Source organism: Micromonospora sp. NPDC093243 (genome assembly GCF_044753725.1).
Taxonomy (GTDB): domain Bacteria; phylum Actinomycetota; class Actinomycetes; order Mycobacteriales; family Micromonosporaceae; genus Micromonospora.
Genome location: NZ_JBIVNT010000001.1, coordinates 131683 through 151671, shown reverse-complemented (window position 1 = coordinate 151671; position 19989 = coordinate 131683). Strand labels below are relative to the sequence as shown.

Here is a 19989-nt window from a genome sequence, read left to right as displayed (position 1 = left end):
CCGTGAACCCGAAGCGTACGACGGCGATCCCGGTCAGCGCAGCGCGGACCAGGCGGCGATGCCGAGCAGCAGCAGCGCCCCGAGCATCGCCTGGAGCAGCAGCGGCGGGCCGAGGTGCGTCCAGAGCGTCGCGGTACGCGGGGTGAGCAGCTGCCCCGTGGTGAGGTTGACGATCCGCTCGATGCGCGGCGGCAGCTCCGGATCCCGCTGCGGGCGCAGGGCGATCTGCACGTGGTCGGCCGGATGCAGCGCGCTCTGCGGCAGGTGACCGTGCAGCTCGACCTCGCACAACCGGCTCGTCGTGTCGCGCAGCCGCAACGGCGTGACCAGGTACTCCGGCCCCTTGCGCAGCTCCTTCCAGCGCCGCCGGGCACCGCCTCCGCCGCCGGGCAGCACCGAGCGCACCAGCAGCATCAGCAGCCCCGCCACGCCCGCCGCGGCGAGTACCGCGACCAGCACGGGCTGACCGACGGACACCTCCCGGGAGTAGCCGTCGAGCAACCGGACCACCCGGCCGGTGACGATGCGTTCCGTCGGATGCGCGATCCGTCGGGTATCGAGTCCGCTGTCCATGTCCACCACCGAGAGTCCTGATCCGTTCACTGATGGTATCGGCGACACGGGTTGAACGGCGTGAATGAAACCTGGTCACGCGCTCACGATCGGTCAGGTGACATCCGGGACGGCACGGGTAAGCGGGGGGCCGAGCTGGAAAGGGGTCGAGCATGCAGCTGTCCTTCCTGCGCCCGCTCTACGACCGACCCGGGCCGTGGTGCTCGGTATATCTGGACGCGTCGGCCGACACGCACGACGCCCATCCGGCGCTCGACCTGCGCTGGCGGGCACTGGAGAGTCAACTGACCGAACAGGGCGCCGACGAACCCACGCGCGCCGCGCTGGACCGGGTGATCCGTGGCCACGACCCGATCGCGGGCGACTACGGGCTCGCCGTCTTCGCCACCCGCGGACAGGTGGTGCTCACGGAGTACCTCTCCGCCCCGCCGATGCGCGATCTCGCCTCGTACGCGCAGCTGCCGCACGTGATGCCGTTGCTCGCCCAGCGCGGCGAGCAAGTGGCGTGGGTGCGGGTGCTGGCCGACCGCACCGGCGCCGACGCGATGGCGGTGAGCGCCGGCGGGGTTCCGCGCCGGGCGCACATCGTCGGGCGGGAGGAGTACCAGCTGCGTCGGGTGCAACCCGGCGGCTGGTCGCAGTCCCGCTACCAGCGGGCGGCGATGGAGGCGTGGCACCACAACGCCGGCGACGTGACCGCCGCGACGGTGGAGTTGGCCGAGAAGGTCGGCGCCGACGTGGTGGTGGTGGCCGGCGACGTACGGGCCACCGGCATGATCGCCGCGCAGATGCCGGAGCGCTGGCAGGACCTGGTGGTACGTACCGACGCTGGTTCCCGGGCCGGCGGCGCTGACCAGACGCTGCTGGACGACCTGACCGTGCAGACCATCGCCGAGGTGGCCGACCAGCGGATCAACGCCGCCCTGGACAAGTTCGGCATGCAGGAGGACGTCGGCGCGGGCTTGGACGCCGTGGTCGCCGCGCTGCAACGCAACCAGGTCGACACCATGCTGATCGTGGACGACCCGTCCGCCAACGGCGAGTTGTGGATCGGCCCGCAGCCCACCGAGATCGCCGTCGACCCGGGGCAGCTCGCCGCGATGTCGATCACCGACCCGCAGCGGGTACGGGCCGACGCGGCCTTGGTGCGGGCGCTGGTCGGCACCAACGCCGAACTGACCGTGCTCGGTGCCGACGAGGCGCCGGAGCTGGTCGACGGCGTCGGCGCGGTGCTGCGGTACGCGGACGCCAGCACCCCCGGGCGCGAAAATGGCTGAGCGCACGGTGGCCGACCTGGTGGTCGACCGGCTGCGGGCCTGGCGGGTGCCGCGGGCGTTCGGCTATCCGGGTGAGGCGATCGCCCCGGTGATCGCCGCGCTGGACCGCTCCGGCGGCGACCCGGCCTTCATCCCGGCCCGGCACGAGGAGACCGCCTCCTTCATGGCCACCGGGCACGCCAAGTTCACCGGCGGCATCGGCGTCTGCCTCGCCACCCAGGGGCCGAGCGCGGTGCAGCTGCTCAACGGCCTCTACGACGCCAAGCTGGACAGCAAGCCGGTGGTGGCGATCGTCGGCGAGGACGTCTCCGGCCCGCTCGGCGGCGCCCACCAGGAGATCGGGCTCAGCCGGCTCTTCGGCGACGTGTGCAACCAGTTCGTCCGCTACGCGCGCAGTCCGGGCCAGGTGCCGACCCTGCTCGACCAGGCGTTCCGCACCGCCGCGGCGACCCGCAGCCCGGTCTGCGTGGTGCTGCCCCGGCAGGTGCTGGATTTCGCCGTGCCCGACCTGCAACCGCACGCCGCCGGCGTCTTCACCGCCACGCCCGGCGAGCCGCTGGCCCGGGTGCTGCCGCACGAGGTGGACCTGGCCGCCGCCGCGCAGCTGCTCGGCAGCGGCCAGCGCACCGCGATCCTGGTCGGGCAGGGCGGCCGTGGCGCCGAGGACGAGATCATCGCGCTGGCCGACCGGCTCGGCGCCGGGGTGGCCACCTCGCTGCTCGGCAAGCCGGTGCTCGACGAGCGGCTGCCGTTCCACGCCGGTGTGCTCGGTGAGGTGGGCACGCCCGCCGCCGCCGAGCTGATGGGCGGCTGCGACGCGCTGCTGCTGATCGGCACCAACGACCCGTGGACCGACTACTTCCCTATGCCGGGGCAGGTCCGCACGGTGCAGATTGACATCGACGGCCGGCGGATCGGCACCCGCTACCCGGTCGACGTGCCGCTGGTCGGCGACGCCGCCGAGACCGTACGCGCGCTGCTCGACCGAGTGCCGGATCGGCCCAACCCGCAGTGGCGGGCCACCGTGGAGAACTCGGTGGACCGGTGGCGGCGGGAGGCCACCGAGCGGGCCGCCGCGCCGGCCGAGCCGGTGAACCCGCAGTTGGTGCTGCAGGAGCTGTCCGCGCGGCTGCCCCGTACCGGCGCCGTCGCGGTGGACGTCGGGTCGGTCATCTACTGGTACGCCCGCCATCTGGAGCTGCCGCCCGGGGTGAACGCGCAGCTCTGCGGCACGCTCGGCTCGATGGGCTGCGCCCTGCCGTACGCGGTCGCCGCCAAGCTCGCCGCGCCGGACCAGCCGGTCGTCGCGCTGATGGGTGACGGCGCGATGCAGCTCAACGGCCTCGCCGAGCTGATCACCGTGTCGCACCACTGGTCCGGGTGGCCCGATCCACGGCTGGTGGTGCTGGTGCTCAACAACCGGGACCACTCCGGCCTGGGCGGTGGGCGTCAGCCGGTGAGCGATCCCGCGCGGCGGCGGCCCGACGTGCCGTACGCCGGCTGGGCGCGGCTGCTCGGCCTGCACGGCGTGCGGGTGGACCGGCCCGAACTGGTCGGCGCGGCCTGGGACGAGGCGCTGGCCGCGGACCGGCCGTGCGTCCTGGAAGCGGTGGTGGACGCGGCGGTGCCGCTGTCGCCGCCGGAGCCGGCCTTCGCCGACCTGCGCGACCTCTTCGCCGACGGCGACGCCGCCCGCCGGGTACGGGAGCAGTCGGAGCGTCGGCTGACCCTGGCGGCGGAGGAGATCGTCTAGGACCGCTCGGAACTCGCCCCGGGGCACCGGGCTCCGCCTCGCCTCGCCGCGTGTGGCGGGGCGAGGCCCGCAGCCTTTGCTCTGCTTCAGTCCCGGCAACACCCGACGTCCGGTATCCGGACATCGGGTGTTCCTCGGGTGAAGCAGAGCAAAGGTGGCGGTGGGAGTTCGGGACCGTTCCCGAGTGATCACCGCCCGCGAGCCGGGTCAGATCCGGTCAACTCACCCCGTGAGCGACGGCACGACCGACGGCACGACCGGGCGGAACGGACGGGAAGTCGTCGGAGGCACGGCCGGGCCGAGCCGGGCCGGACGCCACCAACCGCCCGAGACCGGCGAAGCGCCGCCGACCTGCGGATTGGTCCCGCCGGGTGGGGGAGGGCCCGTTTGAACCGCATCGGGACGGGAAGCCGGGCCGCGTGGTGAGCGAACGAGGCAAGGTGGGGCCGGTGCACAAGGTGCACAAGGGGCTCACGGCTGACGGCGCCGGTCTGGCCGGCGACCGGGTCGTGACGGCCGGCAGCACGGCACGGGTCCTGGTCGCCGCCACGGCCCGCGCGCTGCGCGGCACCGACTGCGCCGATCTGGGGCACCCCGGGCCGGTCTCCCGGTTCCCCGGGGCCCCGGAACCGGTCCGCCGGGCGGCGGTCACCCGCGCCGCCGGGCGGGTGGCGCTCACCGTGGGGCAGACCGCCGAGGTCGACGCCGAGCGGGTGGCCCGCTGGTTCGTCGACCAGTACCCGCGCCGCGCGTACCCGGGGGCGGTGCTCGGCTCGCCACACGGCGCCGCGGCGCATCTGGCGGTCGCGCTCGGGGTGCCCTGGCTGCCCGCCGGCTTCGAGATGAGCGTGCACTGGGCCCAGGGGGCGGTGGACCGTCCCGGCGCCGCCTTGGACCACGGAGCCGCGCTCGCCGCCCGGCTGCTCGCCGGGAACGACGATCTGCACGTACGCCAGGTGCACTGCCCGGCGAGCCGGGGCGCGCTGGCCGGGGTCACGGTCGCCCTGGCGGCCCGCTGGCGGACCCTGCCGGCGGTGTACCGGCGGTTCCTGGCCGACCGGCTCGCGCCCGGCGCGCCGGTGCTGCTGCTGCGCGACGCGCGCACCTGGCCGGTGCTCGACTCCGGGCAGGGGCACAGCTTCCAGGTCGGTTGCCCGGGCAGCGGACTGGACCCGGTGGACTTCCACCCGGACAGCCACGCGCTGCGTCAGGTGCTCCGCTCCGCCGGCGGCGACGCGTCCTGCTGGGAGCCGCCGCAGGTCTCCTCGCCGTCCGGCTACGCCGAGCACGGCGTGGAGTCCGGTTTCGAACTCTCCGCCCGGGACTGGGCGGCCCGAGGCGGGCATCCGCTGCACCGGGTGCTCTTCCCCCGCCCGGAGGCGCTGAGCGCCGCCACGGCCGACCTCTACCGCCGGTGGCTGCGCTCGGCCGGTAAGACCGGCAACCGGCTGGTGGTGGAGTGCGGGCGGCTGCTCGACCCGTGGCAGGTGGTGCGCGCGGGGCTGGTGCCGTACTGGTGCGAGAACGCGACGCGGCGCAGCGTCGAAGGCGTCGAGTGGTGGCTCGCCGGTAGCGAACCGTTCAGCTCGGTGGACGTGCTGCCCGAGCCGCCGGGGGTCCGCTCGCCGGCGCTCGCCGGGCTGCCGCAGTGGCTGGCGGTGGCCGGGTTCGGCCGCCGGCGTCGGGCGCTGGACCGCACGTCGGCGCGGGGCTACCCGGTGACGTCGGTACCCACCCGCCGGGCCACCGAGGTGCTCCGGGCCCAGCCGTACGACCTGCCGACACCGCCGCCGCTGGCCGTCGCCGAGGCGCTCGCCGTGCTCCGCGACAGCGGCACCCACCAGGGGTTGCTTGTCTCTTGAGGTGAGCCCACCGAAACATCCTCGCGAACCCGGGATCCCGTGATTGAGTACCTACGGAGCGGGAACATCGCTGGCTGCGACGGCCTGACAACGCTGCGCAGTGTGGTGTCGTCGCCCGCTGGCATCCCAGTCACGTAACCCATTTCCGGCCCGGTGCGTGGCCTGACCACGCGCACGACCGGTTTCCCAATCCGGGCGGGGGACCTTCCTGAGGGAGGCGCGGATGTTCGGACAGACCACCACAAGCACGCCACCACCCACCGAACGAGGGCTTGAGGATCTCGACGCGGCCGCTCTGGCGTACGCGGCACGGATCGCCGGGCTACCGCCCGAACGGCGGCAGGAGGCCCGGGACGACCTGGTCCGCTTCGCGCTGCCGTTCGCCGGCCGGCTGGCCCGCCGGTACCGGGGGCGGGGGGAGCCGCTGGAGGATCTGGAGCAGGTGGCGCGACTGGGGCTGGTCAACGCCGTCGACCGGTACGACCCCGAACGGGGCTCGTTCACCGCGTACGCGGCGATCACCATCGTCGGGGAGATCAAGCGGCACTTCCGGGACCGCACCTGGGGGGTGCACGTGCCCCGTCGGCTGCGGGATCTGATCCTCGAGGTCGGCCAGGCCACCGCGGCGCTGACCAGTGAGCTGTCCCGGGCGCCCACGGTCGCCGAGCTGGCCAAACGGTTGGAGACGCCGGAGGAGGAGATCCTCGCCGCGCTGGAGTCGGCCGCCGGTTACAGCCCGGCCTCGCTCAACGCGCCGGTGGGCGGGGAGAGCTCGGCCGAGTTCGGCGACCTGGTCGGCGAGTCGGACAACGCGCTCGAATCCGTCGACGACCGGGTCACCGTCAGCGGTCTGCTGCACCGGCTGCCGTGGCGCGAGCGGCGGATCCTGGCCATGCGCTTCTACGGCAACCAGACCCAGGCGGAGATCGCCGCCCGGTTCGGCATCTCCCAGATGCACGTCTCGCGGCTGCTCTCCCGCGCGCTGACCTGGCTGCGCCAGGCGATGCTCGCCGACGCCCCACCACCGTGGCAGAACGGCGCCGCCGAGTCCGAGCCCGCGAAGACCCGCATCTCGGTCCGGCAGAACGGTGACCGGGTGGTGGTCGAGGTCGGTGGGGAGATCGACCGGGACGGCGCCGACCAGCTACGCCGGGCGATGCTGGAGGCGGTCACCGGCCAGCCGAGCGAGGTCGTGGTCGACCTGGTCGGCGCGGGCGGTTTCGACGCCGGCGGCATCGCCGCGCTGATGGCCGGACGGGACGCCGCGGCCCGCACCGGTGTGCCGCTGCGGCTGACCCGGGTACAGCCCGCGGTACGCCGCTCGCTCACCGCCGCCGGCCTCGCGCCGGCCCACGACTGAGCAGCACCTGCGCCACCGACCAGCGGCGGGCGGTCCAGTCCAGGCGGGACGGTCAGTCAGCCCCAGCCGCCATCGGCCCGTCCGCCCGGAGCCGAGCGACAGCGGCAGGGCCGGAACGGTCCACGGGAGCGGCAGGGCCGGCACCCAGCGGGTGCCGGCCCTGATCGCGTTCCGTGCCGGTGCTCGTCAGCTGTCCGGCCGGTCCTCACGGCTGTGCGGGTGGCGCCACCGCTGCCTCTCCGGCGGCTCGCGCCCCGCGTCGGGTGGGGTCTCCTCCGGGGCGTCGCTCTCGTCGAAGCTGGGCCGGCGGACCTCGGTCGGCTCCGGCACCTCCACCGGCCGGGCACCGGACTGCGCCGCCGGCTGGAAGTCGGCGGCCTCGCGCGGGCCGTGCGCCCCCTCGGCGGCGGGCGACTCCGGCACCTGGGTGACGTGCCGCAGCTCCTCGCGGAAATCCTGCGGCGGTTTGGTGGTGCGCTGCGGCAGGTCCCGGCCGAGGTCGGCGACGAGCGGGCCGTACTTGGCGTCGAACGCCGGGCGCTCGGAGCGGATCCGGGGCATCCGGTCGAAGTTGCGCAGCGGCGGCGGGCAGGTCGTCGCCCACTCCAGTGAGTTGCCGAACCCCCACGGGTCGTCCACGGTCACCATCGCGCCGTAGCGCCAGGACTTCCAGGCGTTGTAGATGAAGAACAGGGTGGAGATGCCGAGTACGAACGCGGCGATGGTGGAGATGGTGTTCAACGTGGTGAAGCCGTCGGTCGGCAGGTAGTCGGCGTAGCGCCGGGGCATGCCCTCGTTGCCCAACCAGTGGTGCACCAGGAAGGTGCCGTGGAAGCCGAGGAACATGGTCCAGAAGTGCACCTTGCCCAGCCGCTCGTCGAGCATCCGCCCGGTCATCTTCGGGAACCAGAAGTAGAAGCCACCGAAGAGTGCGAACACCACGGTGCCGAACACGACGTAGTGGAAGTGCGCGACGACGAAGTAGGTGTCGTGGGTGTGGAAGTCCGCCGGCGGGCTGGCGAGCAGCACCCCGGTGAGCCCACCGAGCAGGAAGGTCACCAGAAAGCCGATCGCGAACAGCATCGGCGTCTCGAAGGTGAGCTGCCCCTTCCACATCGTGCCGATCCAGTTGAAGAACTTCACCCCGGTGGGCACCGCGATGAGGTAGCTCAGGATGCTGAAGAACGGCAGCAGCACCTGACCGGTGGCGAACATGTGGTGCGCCCACACGGTCATCGACAGCACGGTGATCCCGATGGTGGCCAGCACGATCCCGGTGTAGCCGAAGATCGGCTTGCGGGCGAAGACCGGAATGATCTCGGTGATGATGCCGAAGAACGGCAGCGCGATGATGTAGACCTCGGGATGGCCGAAGAACCAGAACAGGTGCTGCCAGATCATCGGCCCGCCGGTAGCCGCGTCGTAGACGTGCGCGTTGAGCAGCCGGTCGGCCGCCAGGGCCAGCAGCGCCGCGGCGAGCAGCGGGAAGACCAGGATCACCAGCACGCTGGTGAAGAGCATGTTCCAGGTGAAGATCGGCATCCGGAACATGGTCATGCCGGGCGCGCGCAGGGTGAGGATCGTGGTGATCAGGTTGACCGCGCCCAGGATGGTGCCGAGGCCGGAGATCACCAGGCCGATCACCCACATGTTGGCGCCGACGCCGGGGGAGTGCTCGACGTCGCTGAGAGGCGCGTACGCCGTCCAGCCGAAGTCCGCCGTGCCCCCGGGCACCGCGAGCCCACCGATCACCATCAGCCCGCCGAACAGGTAGAGCCAGTAGGCGAGCGCGTTGAGCCGGGGGAAGGAGACGTCCGGCGCGCCGATCTGGATCGGCACGATGAAGTTGCCGAAGCCGAACGCCGCCGGCGTGGCGAAGAGCAGCAGCATCACCGCGCCGTGTGAGGTGAAGAGCTGGTTGTACTGCTCCGAGGAGAGGAACTGCAATCCCGGGCGGCCCAGCTCGGCGCGCATCACCATCGCTTCCAGGCCCGCCACGACGAAGAAGCCGAACGAGGTCAGCAGGTAGAGGATGCCGATCTGCTTGTGGTCGGTGGTGGCCAGGAACTTGATCAGCGAATTGCCCGGGATCGGCGTGCGCAGGGGCCCGGGGAAGCCGCCGAATCGGGCCGGCGCCAGGATCGCCGCACCCCGGTCGTGGCCAGGCTCCGTGCTAACCCGCTTGGGCATCGCTGTTCACCCCGTCCTGACGAGAAAAGGACGGGCGTGCCTACCCGACCCGGTCTCCATGTAACCAGGCCGAAGCGGAAAATTCGGTCAGTTCGGTGGTGGCGGTCAATTCGCCGGCAGCATCGCCCAGACCGCCTTGCCCTTCCCGGCCGGGACGCTGCCCCAGCGCTGGGCCAGCTCGCGCACCAGCAGTAGCCCTCGGCCGCCCTCGGCGGTCACCTCCGGGGTGGCCGCCCGGGCCGCCAGCTGGCTGCCGTCCACCACCGCCAGGTGCAGGTACGGGCGGCGCAGGGTCAGCGTGACCTCCATCGGGGTGCCGGCGTGCCGGACCACGTTGCCGACCAGCTCGCTGAGCACCACCGACGCGGGGCCGAGCGCCTCGGGCAGGTTCCACCGGGTACAGGCGTCGCCGACCAGCTCCCGGGCCCGCCGGCACGCCTCGGCGACCGGCTCCAGCCGGGCGCGCAGCCGCGGTGCGGCGGCCTCCCCGGCTTCCCGCGTCGCCTCCGCGCAGTCCCGTCGTACCGGCAGCACCCGGCACGCCGTGGTCTCGGCCAGCCAGCGGGCGGCGTCCGGTGGCGGGGCGCAGAGCACCACCGGCACGGCCGGCCACTCCTCGGCCCGACGGGCCGTGGCGGCGAAGACGGAGAGCGCCAGCTGGTCGCGGACGGTGACCCCGCCCAGGTCGACCACGAGCGCGTCGGGCTGCGCGGCCAGACAGTCGTCGAGCGTCCGGTGCACGGATCGCATCGTGCCCAGGTCCAGCGTGCCCGTGAGGTGGACGACGGTGACCGGGGATCCGTCGTGTACCTCGCAGCTGATCCGGCTCGCCATCAGGGGCGCCTCTCGCGTCTCGTCGGTGGGACTCACGAACTACCCCCGACGCCGGTCGGTCAAACGGCGGCGGCCCACCGTGGGAGGCACCTCACCCACCCCGCCGCACCCGGCTGGTCAGCAGCCCCAGGGTGATCATGCCGAGCCCGAGGCCCAGGTGCAGCCAGTTGTCGCCGTTGTTGAGCGGGAGGAAGTTCGCCCCGCTGCCGCGGTCGACGACCAGCCCGTAGAGCCAGAGCACCAGGTAGATCGCGCCGCCGCCGACCAGGTACGTCCGGGCGTTGGTGACGGTCCGGGCCATCGCCAGGCCGACCACCCCGAAGAGCAGGTGGACGAGGTTGTGGAGCACCGAGACCTGGAACGCGCCGAACAGCATGGCGCCGGAGTGGTGGCCGGCGAACCGCAGATCGCCGTAGCCGCTGGTCACCCCCGGTAGGAAGCCGAGCAGGCCGATCAGCAGGAAGAGCACGGCCACCGCGCCGGCGGCCCGGCGGACCGGCGCCTTGCCGTCGGCCGGGTTCGCCCGGGCGCGGGAGTGTGCCATCGGTCCGGCCACCACCGTCACCTCCCACCGCGGGCCCGCTCGGTCCGCCGCGGGCCGCTCGGTGGTGCGCGGCTACCCGCCATCGGCCCGGGCAAACCGCCCGGCGGGCCGGCCCCGGTGCGGGCGGCCCGCCGGCGGTTCAGGCGACCTGCAGGCGTCCGGTGGCGGCGAGCTGCCGTACCCGCTCGTAGAGCCCCACGTAGCGCTCGGCCATCACCGCCGGGGTGAACCGTTCGGCAGCCTCCCGGCGGCACTCGTCCGCATCGAGCAGACCCGCCGCCAGCACCAGGTCGCCCAACTCCTCCTCGTCGGTGGTGAGCAGGCCGGTGCGGCCGTGCTCGATCAACTCGGGCAGGCAGCCCCGGGCGATCGCCACCACCGGGGTGCCCAGGGCCAGCGACTCGACCACGGCGGTGCCGCCGGGCTCCTCCCAGCGCAGCGGGAACAGCGACGCGCGGGCTCCGGCGAGCAGGTCGTCCCGCTCCTGCCCGGCGACGGTGCCCACCCAACGGACCAGGTCCCCGTCCACGTACGGCGCCACCTCGTCGTAGAAGAAGCGCACGTCCGGGTTCTGTCGCGCCTCGTCACCGGCGGCGGCGAGGTCCTCCGGGCGGTGGTAGGGGCCGACCGGGCCGGCCAGCACCAGGGGGAAGCCCACCTGCCGCGCCAACCGCGCGCCGAGGTCCTGCCCCTTGCCGGGATTGATCCGGCCCAGCACCAGCAGGTAGTCGCCCTTCTCCGCACGGGGGCGCCGGTCGGCGTCGACGGCGAGCGGAGTGGAGAGGTGCACGTGACCGACCGAGTGGTCGCGCAGCGCCTGTGGCGCGCGGGCCAACTGGGAGGCCGAGACGCCGTTGACCCGGACCCGGTCGCCGCCGTCGAGATTGCCGTACAGCGCGGGGTGCTTGGCGAGGTCCCAGTGCAGGGTGTGCAGCACCGGCGGAGCGTCCGGACCCATCGCGGCGAGGGTGGCCAGCCCGACCGCCTCGACGTGGTCGTGCACGAGGTCGATGTCGTCGCGGGTCTGCAGTTGCCGGACCACCCCGCCCAGGTGCGCCTGGGAGATGCCGCAGACCTGGTTGTAGGGACGTTGCAGTGCGGCGAACTGGCCGTCGGGGAAGACCGTCACCAGCTCGTCGGCCGGCAGCGTGCTGCTGCCCACCGAGGCGAGCACCACCCGGACGCCGAGGCGGCGCAGCTCCGGCACCAGCGTCGCGATCACGTTCTCGATGCCGCCGTAGCCGGGCGGCGGCACGGAGAGCCACGGGCCGGCGTTCATCAGGACGGTGAGGCTCATCGGCTCAGGCCCTTCACTGTGGCGGCTTCGCCGGCCAGTGGTGGGAGAAGCCCGCAGCGGCGCGGCCCCCCGCTCGTGCCGCCACTGCGCCTCGCTCCGTGGCGACGCGAGGCGCCACGCTGCTGTGTCATGCTCCGCTCGCTCACGCCGCGGCCATCCGCCGGCGCGGCACCTGGTGCCGCAGCTCCGCCAGGGGCGGGCGCTCCTCGATGGACACGTCGCTGACCACGATCTCCCGCTCCAGGTTGGGCAGAGCCTCGGAACCGCCGCGGCGGAACTGGGTCAACAAAGAGGTCGGGACGGTGCCGGGAGCCGCCCACCCGCGCCGCTGCAACCGCGACCAGGCGGTGAGCATGATCTGCGCGGACATCCGGCCGAGCGCCGCGGTGTCCTGGTGGCGGTGCTTGCGCTCGCCGAGGTCCACCTGGGCCAGCGCGTCGAGCCCCACCAGCTCCAGCAGGTCGATGAGCATCGCCGTCTCCACCCCGTACCCGGAGACGAAGGGCACCCGGGCCAGCACCTCCCGGCGGCCGGCGTACTCGCCGGCGAGGGGCTGGACGAAGCCGGCCAGCTCCGGCCAGAACAGGTTGAGCAGCGGACGGGCCATCAGCTCGGTGACCCGGCCCCCGCCGTCCTGCTCCACGCCGGCCGTGCCGACCAGCGGTCGGTGATAGAAGCCCTTGACGAAGTCGACTGACGGGTCGGTCAGCAGCGGGCCGAGCAACCCGGTCACGAAGTGCGGACGGAACTCGCGCAGGTCGGCGTCGACGAAGGCCACCACGTCGCCCTCGGCGGCGGCCAGCCCCGCCCAGAGCGCGTCGCCCTTGCCGGTCAGCCGGGGCAGCCCGCGGGTCATCGCGTCCTGGCTGACCACCTCGGCTCCGGCGGCCCGGGCCACCCGTGCGGTCCGGTCGGTGGACCGCGAGTCCACCACGATCAGCTCATCGACCAGGGCGACCCGGTCCATCAGGTGCTCGCGGATCGTCGACACGATCGCGCCGACCGTCGCCTCTTCGTTGTGCGCCGGAAGCACCACGCTGACCCGGCTCTCGCCCTTGGCCCGGACCAGCCGCCGAGGCGTCCAATCCGCGGCGGAGGTCGTCCGATATGTCGCCCACGCCTCCACCACCGGTGAGACGGTCGATTCTGTATCCCGCACGGGCACACCCCCAGATCGTGGCGGAAAACGCGAACTCGGATTTCCCACTGCCGACCTCGCGCTAACCGGATCATGCCTAACAGCTGGATCACGACGGTCCCACCACCGCGTTCCCGGCCCGTGAACGTTTGGTTGCGCCGCTGTGGGGGGAGTGCTTGCGTCGAAACGTGAAGCCGGGGGCGGAGAGGGCTGGTCGGATGCGCAAGTGCCGAGTGGGACTGGTAGGGGCCGGCGGGGTGGCGCAACGCCACGCCCGCGTGCTGGCCGGCTTCGACGACACCGAACTGGTCGGGGTGACCGACGTCCGGCCCGAGGCGGCCGCCGCGCTGGCCGCCGCGCACGACACCCGGACGTTCACCGACGTCGACGAGCTGCTCACGGCCGCGCCGGACGCCGTCTACGTCTGCGTGCCGCCGTTCGCGCACGGCCCGGTGGAGGAGACCGTCGTCGCCGCAGGCGTGCCGATGTTCGTGGAGAAGCCGGTCGCGGTGGACCTGGTCACCGCCGAACGCATCGCCGACCTGGTCGCCCGGCGCGGGCTGCTCACCGCGGTCGGCCACCACTGGCGGTACCTGCCGGTGGTGGAGCAGGCCCGCGAGCTGCTGGCCGGGCGTCCGATCCGGATGGTCAGCGGCGCCTGGCTGGACAAGGTGCCGCCGGTCGATTGGTGGTCACGGCGGGAGCGCTCCGGCGGCCCGGTGGTGGAGCAGGCCGCCCACGTGCTGGACCTGATCCGGGTGCTGGCGGGCGAGGCGACCGAGGTGACCGCGTACGGCGACGGCACCCCGCCCCCGGTCGACGGGGCCGACATCGACTCGGTCACCGCCGCCACCGTGCGCTTCGCCGGCGGCGCGGTCGGCACGCTGAGCGCGGCCTGCGTACTGGGCTGGAAGCACCGGGCCGGGCTGGAGATCCTGGCCGACGGGCTGGCTCTCACCCTGACCGAGGACGGCCTGCTGGTCTGCGACGCCGAGGGGGAGCGCCGGCTTCCGGCCGACCCGGAGGCGGCCCGGGTGGCGGTGGACCGGGCGTTCGTCGACGCGGTACGCGGCGTCGGCGACGACATCCGGGTGCCGTACGCCGAGGCGCTGGCCACCCACCGGTTCGCCCTCGCGGTGGCCGACTCGGCCCGCACCGGCCGGACCGTACGGCTCGGCGCACCGCGCGAGGCGGCGGTCGGCGTCACCGGGGTGACCGTCGATGCGTGACCGGGTGGTGGTGGTCGACGGGCCGGGCCGGGTGGCGCTGGTCGAGCAGGACGCCGCACCGGTGCGCCCGGGCACCTTCCGGGTGCAGACGCTGTTCAGCGGGGTCTCCGCCGGCACCGAGCTGAGCTATGTCAAGGGCACCAACCCCTACCTCAACGTCACCTGGGACGCCGACCTCGGCCTGTTCCGGCCCGGCGCGGCGAGTACCCCCTACCCTGTGACCCGGCTCGGCTACATGCAGGTGGGGCGGGTGGTGGAGAGCGCCACCCCGGCGGTCGCGGAGGGCACCGTGGGCGCGATGACCTACGGCCACCGCACCGGCTGGGTGGCCGACCCGGTCGCCGAGCGGTTCGTCCCGCTCCCGGACGACCTGGACCCGCTGCTCGGGGTCTACGTCGCGCACATGGGGCCGATCTGCGCCAACGGGCTGCTGCACGCAGCCGCCGACCTGCACGGCACCGACGTCCGGTCGCTCGGCGACGGGGTGCGCGGGCGCCGGGTCGCGGTGGTCGGCAGCGGGGTGGTGGCGCTGCTCACCGCGCTCTTCGCCCGGCGCCACGGTGCGGCCTCGGTGGTGGTGCTCGACCCCACCCCGCAGCGCCGCCAGGTCGCCGAGGCGCTCGGCCTGGAGACCCTCGACCCGGACGCGGACGACCCGGCGGTGGTGCTCAAGACCCGGTGGGCGCACCTGGCCGGCGACCGGGGCGCGGACGTGGTGTTCCAGTGCCGCGGGCAGGCCTGGGCGCTGCGGCTGGCGCTGCGGCTGCTCCGGCCGCAGGGCACGGTGATCGACCTCGCCTTCTACCAGGCGGGCGCCGACGAGGTCCGGTTCGGCGAGGAGTTCCACCACAACGGGCTCTCGCTGCGCTGCGCCCAGATCGGCCGGGTGCCGCGTGGGCTCGCTCCCACCTGGGACCGCGAGCGGCTCTCGGCCGAGACGATCGACCTGCTGCGGGCGTACGGGGATGTGATCCGCAAGCACCTGGTCTCGGCGGTGGTGCCCTTCGCGGAGGCGCCGGCCCTGCTCACCGACCTCGCCGAGCGGCGCCGGCAGGAACTGCAGGTCGTCCTGACCGTCTGAGCAGCCGATCATGGCCGCCGACCCGCCCGGGCCGACATGCCGCCCGGGCGGGACGCGGAACGCGGCCAAGTTCGCGTACCGTTGCCGCTCATGGGTGTGTCGCAACGGATGAAGAGCAGGTTCCGGCGGTTCCTCCAGCGCCCGGGGACGACGGTGGACCTCGCCCCACTGGAGAAGCTGCTGCCGGCGATCGAGGCGCGCGAGGACGAGCTCGCCGCGCTCGACGACGTCGAGCTCACCGAGGCCGCGGGCAAGGCTGAAGGCTACGAGGAGATCTGCGCCCTCGGCCGGGAGGCCGCCCGGCGCGGGCTCGACCAGCGGCCGTACGACGTGCAGCTGCTCGGCGCGATGGCGCTGCTCTCCGGCAAGGTCGCCGAGATGGCCACCGGTGAGGGCAAGACGCTCACCGCCGCCGTCGCCGCCTACGGGCACGTCCGGTTGGGCAACGGTCCGGTGCACGTGCTCACCGTCAACGACTACCTGGCCCGCCGCGACGCCCAGTGGATGGAGCCGGTCTACACCCTGCTCGGCCTCAGCGTCGGCTGGGTCAACGAGGCGTCCACCCCGCAGGAGCGCCGCGACGCCTACGCCTGTGACGTCACCTACGTCTCGGTCAGCGAGGCCGGCTTCGACTTCCTCCGCGACCAGCTGGTCACGGAGATCGAGGACCGGGTGCAGCCGCCGCTGCGCACGGCGATCGTCGACGAGGCCGACTCGATCCTGATCGACGAGGCCCGGGTGCCGATGGTGCTGGCCGGGGCGGTGCCCGGCGAGCAGGACCCGGTGCACGCCGCCGCCGCCCAGGTGCGCGGGCTGCGCCGGGGCAAGCACTACACGGTGGCCGAGGACGGCCGCAGCGTGGCCTTCACCTCGGCCGGCCTGGCCGCCGTCGAGGCCAAGCTCGGCATCGACCTCTACGACGAGGAGCACGTCGAGCAGCTCTCCGCGGTCAACGTGGCACTGCACGCGCACGCCCTGCTGCACCGTGACGTGGACTACATCGTCCGGGACGGGTCGGTCGAGTTGATCGACGAGATGCGCGGCCGGGTGGCCCAGCGCCGCCGCTGGCCCGACGGGCTCCAGGCCGCGGTCGAGGCCAAGGAGGGCCTGGACGCCACCGCCGAGGGCGAGGTGCTGGGCACCGTCGCCGTGCAGGCGTACATCGGGCTCTACCCCAAGCTCTGCGGGATGACCGCGACCGCGGTGCTCGTCGGCGACCAGCTGCGCGAGTTCTTCGGCCTCGAGGTGGCGGTGATCCCGCCGAACACCCCGTGCGTCCGCGAGGACGAGCCCGACCGGATCTACGCCACCCGGGCGGAGAAGGAGGAGGCGCTGATCGACGAGATCAAGCGCTGCCACTCCGCCGGGCGGCCGGTGCTGGTCGGCACCCTGGACGTCAAGGAGTCCGAGGGGCTGGCCGCCGGCCTGCACGCGGCCGGGGTGCCGTGCGCGGTGCTCAACGCCAAGAACGACGACGAGGAAGCCGCGATCATCGCCGAGGCCGGCGCGTACGGCGCGGTGACCGTCTCGACCCAGATGGCGGGCCGGGGCGTCGACATCCGGCTCGGCGGCAGCGACCAGGCCGATCGGGATCGGGTGGCCGAGCTGGGCGGGCTCTACGTGATCGGCAGCGGCCGGCACGACAGCCGTCGGGTCGACGACCAGCTGCGCGGCCGGGCCGGCCGGCAGGGCGACCCGGGTGGCTCGGTCTTCTTCGTCAGCCTGGAGGACGACCTGGTCGTCCGGCACGCCGCCGACGCGGTGCCGCCGTCGCCGCGGATGAACGCCGACGGCCTGGTGACCGACGAGCAGGTCGACTACGCCGTGGAGCACGCCCAGCGGGTCGCCGAGGGCGTCAACCACGAGATCCACCGCAACACCTGGCGCTACAGCGTGGTGATCGAGCAGCAGCGCAAGGCGCTCGCCGAGCGGCGGGAGCGGCTGCTCACCAGCGACGTGGCCGCGCTGATGCTGCTCGACAAGGAGCCGGAGAAGGCCGGCGAGATGGACGAGGATCTGCTCGCCCGGGTCGCCCGCTCGATCGCGCTCTTCCACCTCGACCGGCTGTGGGCCGCGCACCTGGCCGAGCTGTCGGAGGTACGGGAGGGCGTGCACCTGCGCGCGTTGGGCCGGCTGGACCCGCTGGACGAGTTCCACCGGGCCGCGGTGCCGGCCTTCAACGAGCTGGTCCCGGAGATCGAGGCGCGGACCATCGCAACCTTCAACGAGACCGAATTTGACGAGGACTGGGAGCCGGACGAGGCGAAGCTGGTACGGCCCACCGCGACCTGGACCTACCTGGTGCACGACAACCCGTTCGGCTCCGAGCTCGACCGGCTGATCGCCTCGGTCGGGCGGCGGCTCACCGGCGCCTCCCGCTGACGCGTACGGGTGCCCTTCCGGGTCGCTCCACCGGAAGGGCCCCCGTTTACGCCCGTTTCGACCCATGTTCCCGGGGGTAGTAGGGCGGGTCCGAAGACTCGGGAGAGAGCAGACGATGACACAGGTGATGGCATCGGTGGGGCGTGCCGTGGCACGCGTGGGGGCCGGGACCGTGCGCCGGTGAACCTGGACACGCAACAGCCGACGGTGCCGACCGTCGGTGTGCTGGAGACCGCCGCGCTGCTGCGGGAGCTGACCGCCGGGCTGATCGCCGTGACCGATTTCGATGAGGCGCTGACCGCGCTGGTCCGGATCAGCCGGGACGCGGTGGCGGGGGTGAGCTGGTGCGGTTTCACCGTCCTGCGGGCCGGTCAGCCGGCCGGCGGGGCGGCCTCCGACCATCGGCTGGCCGGCCTGGACGACCCGCAGCACGGTCCCGACTCGCCGGCGATGGACGCCATCCGCCGGCGCGAGATGGTGCTGTCGGAGAACCTCGGCCGGGAACGGCGCTGGCCCGACTGGACCTCCCGCGCGACCGACCTCGGGGTGCACGGGGTGATCTCCGCCCCGCTCGACGTCGACGACCACGTGATCGGGGCGATCAACCTGTACGCGGGCACCGCCGACGTGCTCACCACCCAGCACCAACTCACCGCGATGCTCCTCGCCGAGCACGCCGGCCTGCTGCTCGCCGCCGTGCGGGGCCGCGCCCGCCAGTTGGAGGTGGCCGGCGAGTGGGACGCCGCGCTGCTGCACGACGGGGTGGTCGGGCAGGCCGTCGGGGTGATCATGACGCAACGCGGCTGTCCGGCCGAGGAGGCACTGGAGGTGCTGCGCAGCGCCGCGTCGTCGCTCGACATCCCGCTGCGCGAGGTGGCCCAGCGGCTGGTCCGGACGGTCTCCCGCGCCCGGGAGAGCTGACCGGGTCGGTCGGTTTCCGCCTCGCGTGTCGTTTCGTCCCGGGTGTGCCCGGGTAGCACTCTGGACTCAGACGCTGAGCTGACCAGGGGAGGGAACGATGCAGAGCCGGCTGCGGGTCCAGGGGCACCCCATCCAACCGATGCTGGTGACGTTCCCGTACGGGCTCTTCGTCAGCGCGGTCGTCTTCGATCTCACCGACGTGCTGGGCGGGCCGGCGTTCCTCGGCGAGGTCGGCTACTGGACGGCGGTGGCCGCCCTGATCGCGGCGGGACTCACCGCGATGGCCGGGATGATCGACCTGTGGGACGTGCCCGGCGACAGAACCCGGCGCACCGCGATCGCCTTCAACCTGGTGAACCTGGCGATGGCCGGGCTGTTCCTGGTCGCCTGCCTGATCCGGGCCGACGCACCGCAGCGCGGCGCGTCGATCGTCCTGCTCCTCACCGAACTGGTCGCGCTGGCCGTCGGTGGGGTGGGCGTACGGCTCGGCGCGCGGCTGATGCGCCGGTTCGACAAGGGCCGCAGCGAGGCGACCACCTTCGACGCCCTGGGCGGCGTCACCGCCTCGACGGCGGAGATCGTTCCGCCCCGCCCCTGACCGCAGCCTCCGGCCGGCCGTCCCGCAGCCGCCGACCGGCCGCCCGGGGGTGAAGATCGACACCGGATCCGCGACATGGCGGCCTCCCCGCGCCCGGGACACCGCCATGTCGCCGACCTGGAGTTGATCGAGTTCCGGTCGGGCAATTTCGTTTGCCGGTAGGGGAAGACGGCCGGCAGGCTCACCCGGGTGCACACCGATCCGGAGTTCGAGAAACTGATCGCCGAGGGGGCCGCGGCCCCGGTCGAGGGCTGGGCCTTCGACTGGCTCGCCGGCCGGGCCACCGAGGAGCGCCCGGCCTGGGGGTACGCCCGGATGGTCGCGGCCCGGATGGCGGAAGCCGACGCGGCCCTCGACGTGGACACCGGCGGCGGCGAGGTGCTCGCCGAGGTGCCCCGGGCGCCGCGGCTGCTGGTGGCCACCGAGGGCTGGCCGCCGAACGTGCCGGTCGCCCGGCAGACGCTGGGTCCGCTCGGCGCGACCGTGGTCGCGGTCGCCCCGGACGCCGAGCTGCCGTTCCGGGACGCGTCCTTCGACCTGGTGGTCAGCCGGCACCCGGTCCGCACCGACTGGGTGCAGACCGCGCGGGTGCTCCGGCCCGGCGGCGCCTTCCTCTCCCAGCAGATCGGGGCCGGCACCGTACGGGAGCTGAGCGAGGCGATCCTCGGCCCGCTGCCCCCGCCCACCTCGCGGCACACCGCGCAGGCGGTGGCCGCCGCCCGGGCCGCCGGGCTGACCGTGATCGACGTGCGGGAGGCGACGCTGCGCACCGTCTTCCACGACGTCGCCGCCGTGGTGTGGTTCCTGCGCAAGGTGGTCTGGACGGTCCCCGGCTTCACCGTCGAGCGGTACCGCCCCCAGTTGCTCGCCCTGCACCGGCGGATCCGGTCCGAGGGCCCCTTCGTCGCCCACGCCCGCCGCTTCCTGATCGAAGCCCGCCGCCCCTGACC

The 19989-nt window shown here is 73.5% G+C and carries 16 protein-coding genes; 10 read left to right on the top strand and 6 right to left on the bottom strand.

Translation table 11 applies throughout. The features are described from left to right. Positions 1-33: 33 nt before the first annotated feature. Positions 34-582 (bottom strand): hypothetical protein, encoded by a 549-nt coding sequence (locus ACIP9D_RS00765; protein WP_350876722.1) that lies wholly within the window; start codon positions 580-582, stop codon positions 34-36. 143 nt (positions 583-725) lie between these two features. Here ACIP9D_RS00765 and ACIP9D_RS00760 point away from each other — a divergent pair, with 143 nt between their 5' ends. The 4 genes from ACIP9D_RS00760 (at position 726) to ACIP9D_RS00745 (ending at position 6825) form a co-directional block, all read left to right on the top strand. After that, a complete protein-coding gene (locus tag ACIP9D_RS00760; protein ID WP_350876596.1) occupies positions 726-1850 on the top strand; it encodes a Vms1/Ankzf1 family peptidyl-tRNA hydrolase in 1125 nt (374 codons plus the stop codon). Then, on the top strand, positions 1843-3603 hold the full coding sequence (locus ACIP9D_RS00755; protein WP_350876594.1) for a thiamine pyrophosphate-binding protein: 1761 nt from the start codon (positions 1843-1845) through the stop codon (positions 3601-3603). The genes ACIP9D_RS00760 and ACIP9D_RS00755 overlap by 8 nt, the downstream gene beginning before the upstream one ends. Positions 3604-4061: 458 nt before the next feature. Continuing rightward, positions 4062-5465 carry a hypothetical protein gene (locus tag ACIP9D_RS00750; protein WP_400449320.1) on the top strand — a complete coding sequence of 468 codons (1404 nt, stop codon included), beginning with the start codon at positions 4062-4064 and terminating at the stop codon, positions 5463-5465. A 223-nt stretch (positions 5466-5688) separates the two neighbouring features. After that, on the top strand, positions 5689-6825 hold the full coding sequence (locus tag ACIP9D_RS00745) for a SigB/SigF/SigG family RNA polymerase sigma factor (protein WP_350876589.1): 1137 nt from the start codon (positions 5689-5691) through the stop codon (positions 6823-6825). A 186-nt stretch (positions 6826-7011) separates the two neighbouring features. Here the strand turns inward: ACIP9D_RS00745 and ctaD are convergent, their stop codons facing one another. The 5 genes from ctaD to ACIP9D_RS00720 form a co-directional block, all read right to left on the bottom strand. Next, positions 7012-9015: a cytochrome c oxidase subunit I gene (gene ctaD, locus ACIP9D_RS00740; RefSeq protein ID WP_350876587.1), complete on the bottom strand. Its 2004-nt coding sequence runs from the start codon at positions 9013-9015 to the stop codon at positions 7012-7014. A gap of 105 nt (positions 9016-9120) precedes the next feature. After that, entirely contained in the window at positions 9121-9849 is a 729-nt protein-coding gene (locus ACIP9D_RS00735) for an STAS domain-containing protein (RefSeq protein ID WP_350876585.1), read from the bottom strand. 91 nt (positions 9850-9940) lie between these two features. Beyond that, positions 9941-10393 carry a DUF4383 domain-containing protein gene (locus ACIP9D_RS00730; protein ID WP_400449101.1) on the bottom strand — a complete coding sequence of 151 codons (453 nt, stop codon included), beginning with the start codon at positions 10391-10393 and terminating at the stop codon, positions 9941-9943. A gap of 139 nt (positions 10394-10532) precedes the next feature. Then, positions 10533-11690 (bottom strand): glycosyltransferase, encoded by a 1158-nt coding sequence (locus tag ACIP9D_RS00725; RefSeq protein WP_350876581.1) that lies wholly within the window; start codon positions 11688-11690, stop codon positions 10533-10535. A 142-nt stretch (positions 11691-11832) separates the two neighbouring features. Further along, on the bottom strand, positions 11833-12816 hold the full coding sequence (locus ACIP9D_RS00720; protein ID WP_350876719.1) for a glucosyl-3-phosphoglycerate synthase: 984 nt from the start codon (positions 12814-12816) through the stop codon (positions 11833-11835). A gap of 230 nt (positions 12817-13046) precedes the next feature. Here ACIP9D_RS00720 and ACIP9D_RS00715 point away from each other — a divergent pair, with 230 nt between their 5' ends. The 6 genes from ACIP9D_RS00715 to ACIP9D_RS00690 all read left to right on the top strand — a co-directional run bounded on the left by ACIP9D_RS00715 (position 13047) and on the right by ACIP9D_RS00690 (position 19987). Further along, a complete protein-coding gene (locus ACIP9D_RS00715) occupies positions 13047-14057 on the top strand; it encodes a Gfo/Idh/MocA family oxidoreductase (RefSeq protein ID WP_350876579.1) in 1011 nt (336 codons plus the stop codon). Continuing rightward, positions 14050-15138 (top strand): zinc-binding alcohol dehydrogenase, encoded by a 1089-nt coding sequence (locus ACIP9D_RS00710; protein WP_350876576.1) that lies wholly within the window; start codon positions 14050-14052, stop codon positions 15136-15138. The genes ACIP9D_RS00715 and ACIP9D_RS00710 overlap by 8 nt, the downstream gene beginning before the upstream one ends. 90 nt (positions 15139-15228) lie before the next feature. Next, positions 15229-17520 (top strand): accessory Sec system translocase SecA2, encoded by a 2292-nt coding sequence (gene secA2 / locus ACIP9D_RS00705; RefSeq protein ID WP_350876574.1) that lies wholly within the window; start codon positions 15229-15231, stop codon positions 17518-17520. 180 nt (positions 17521-17700) lie between these two features. Further along, a complete protein-coding gene (locus ACIP9D_RS00700; protein WP_350876572.1) occupies positions 17701-18441 on the top strand; it encodes a GAF and ANTAR domain-containing protein in 741 nt (246 codons plus the stop codon). 97 nt (positions 18442-18538) lie between these two features. Then, on the top strand, positions 18539-19039 hold the full coding sequence (locus tag ACIP9D_RS00695; protein WP_350876570.1) for a DUF2231 domain-containing protein: 501 nt from the start codon (positions 18539-18541) through the stop codon (positions 19037-19039). 189 nt (positions 19040-19228) lie between these two features. Continuing rightward, positions 19229-19987, top strand: coding sequence for a class I SAM-dependent methyltransferase (locus ACIP9D_RS00690; RefSeq protein ID WP_350876568.1), 759 nt, complete (start codon positions 19229-19231; stop codon positions 19985-19987). Positions 19988-19989: the final 2 nt, after the last annotated feature.

Bases quoted from the DNA above. Each gene is read 5' to 3' on its own strand.
- ACIP9D_RS00695 (WP_350876570.1), top strand. From the start codon at position 18,539: ATGCAGAGCCGGCTGCGGGTCCAGGGGCACCCCATCCAACCGATGCTG.
- ctaD (WP_350876587.1), bottom strand. From the start codon at position 9,015: ATGCCCAAGCGGGTTAGCACGGAGCCTGGCCACGACCGGGGTGCGGCG.
- secA2 (WP_350876574.1), top strand. From the start codon at position 15,229: ATGGGTGTGTCGCAACGGATGAAGAGCAGGTTCCGGCGGTTCCTCCAG.
- ACIP9D_RS00760 (WP_350876596.1), top strand. From the start codon at position 726: ATGCAGCTGTCCTTCCTGCGCCCGCTCTACGACCGACCCGGGCCGTGG.
- ACIP9D_RS00745 (WP_350876589.1), top strand. From the start codon at position 5,689: ATGTTCGGACAGACCACCACAAGCACGCCACCACCCACCGAACGAGGG.
- ACIP9D_RS00755 (WP_350876594.1), top strand. From the start codon at position 1,843: ATGGCTGAGCGCACGGTGGCCGACCTGGTGGTCGACCGGCTGCGGGCC.
- ACIP9D_RS00710 (WP_350876576.1), top strand. From the start codon at position 14,050: ATGCGTGACCGGGTGGTGGTGGTCGACGGGCCGGGCCGGGTGGCGCTG.
- ACIP9D_RS00730 (WP_400449101.1), bottom strand. From the start codon at position 10,393: ATGGCACACTCCCGCGCCCGGGCGAACCCGGCCGACGGCAAGGCGCCG.
- ACIP9D_RS00725 (WP_350876581.1), bottom strand. From the start codon at position 11,690: ATGAGCCTCACCGTCCTGATGAACGCCGGCCCGTGGCTCTCCGTGCCG.
- ACIP9D_RS00715 (WP_350876579.1), top strand. From the start codon at position 13,047: ATGCGCAAGTGCCGAGTGGGACTGGTAGGGGCCGGCGGGGTGGCGCAA.
- ACIP9D_RS00735 (WP_350876585.1), bottom strand. From the start codon at position 9,849: ATGGCGAGCCGGATCAGCTGCGAGGTACACGACGGATCCCCGGTCACC.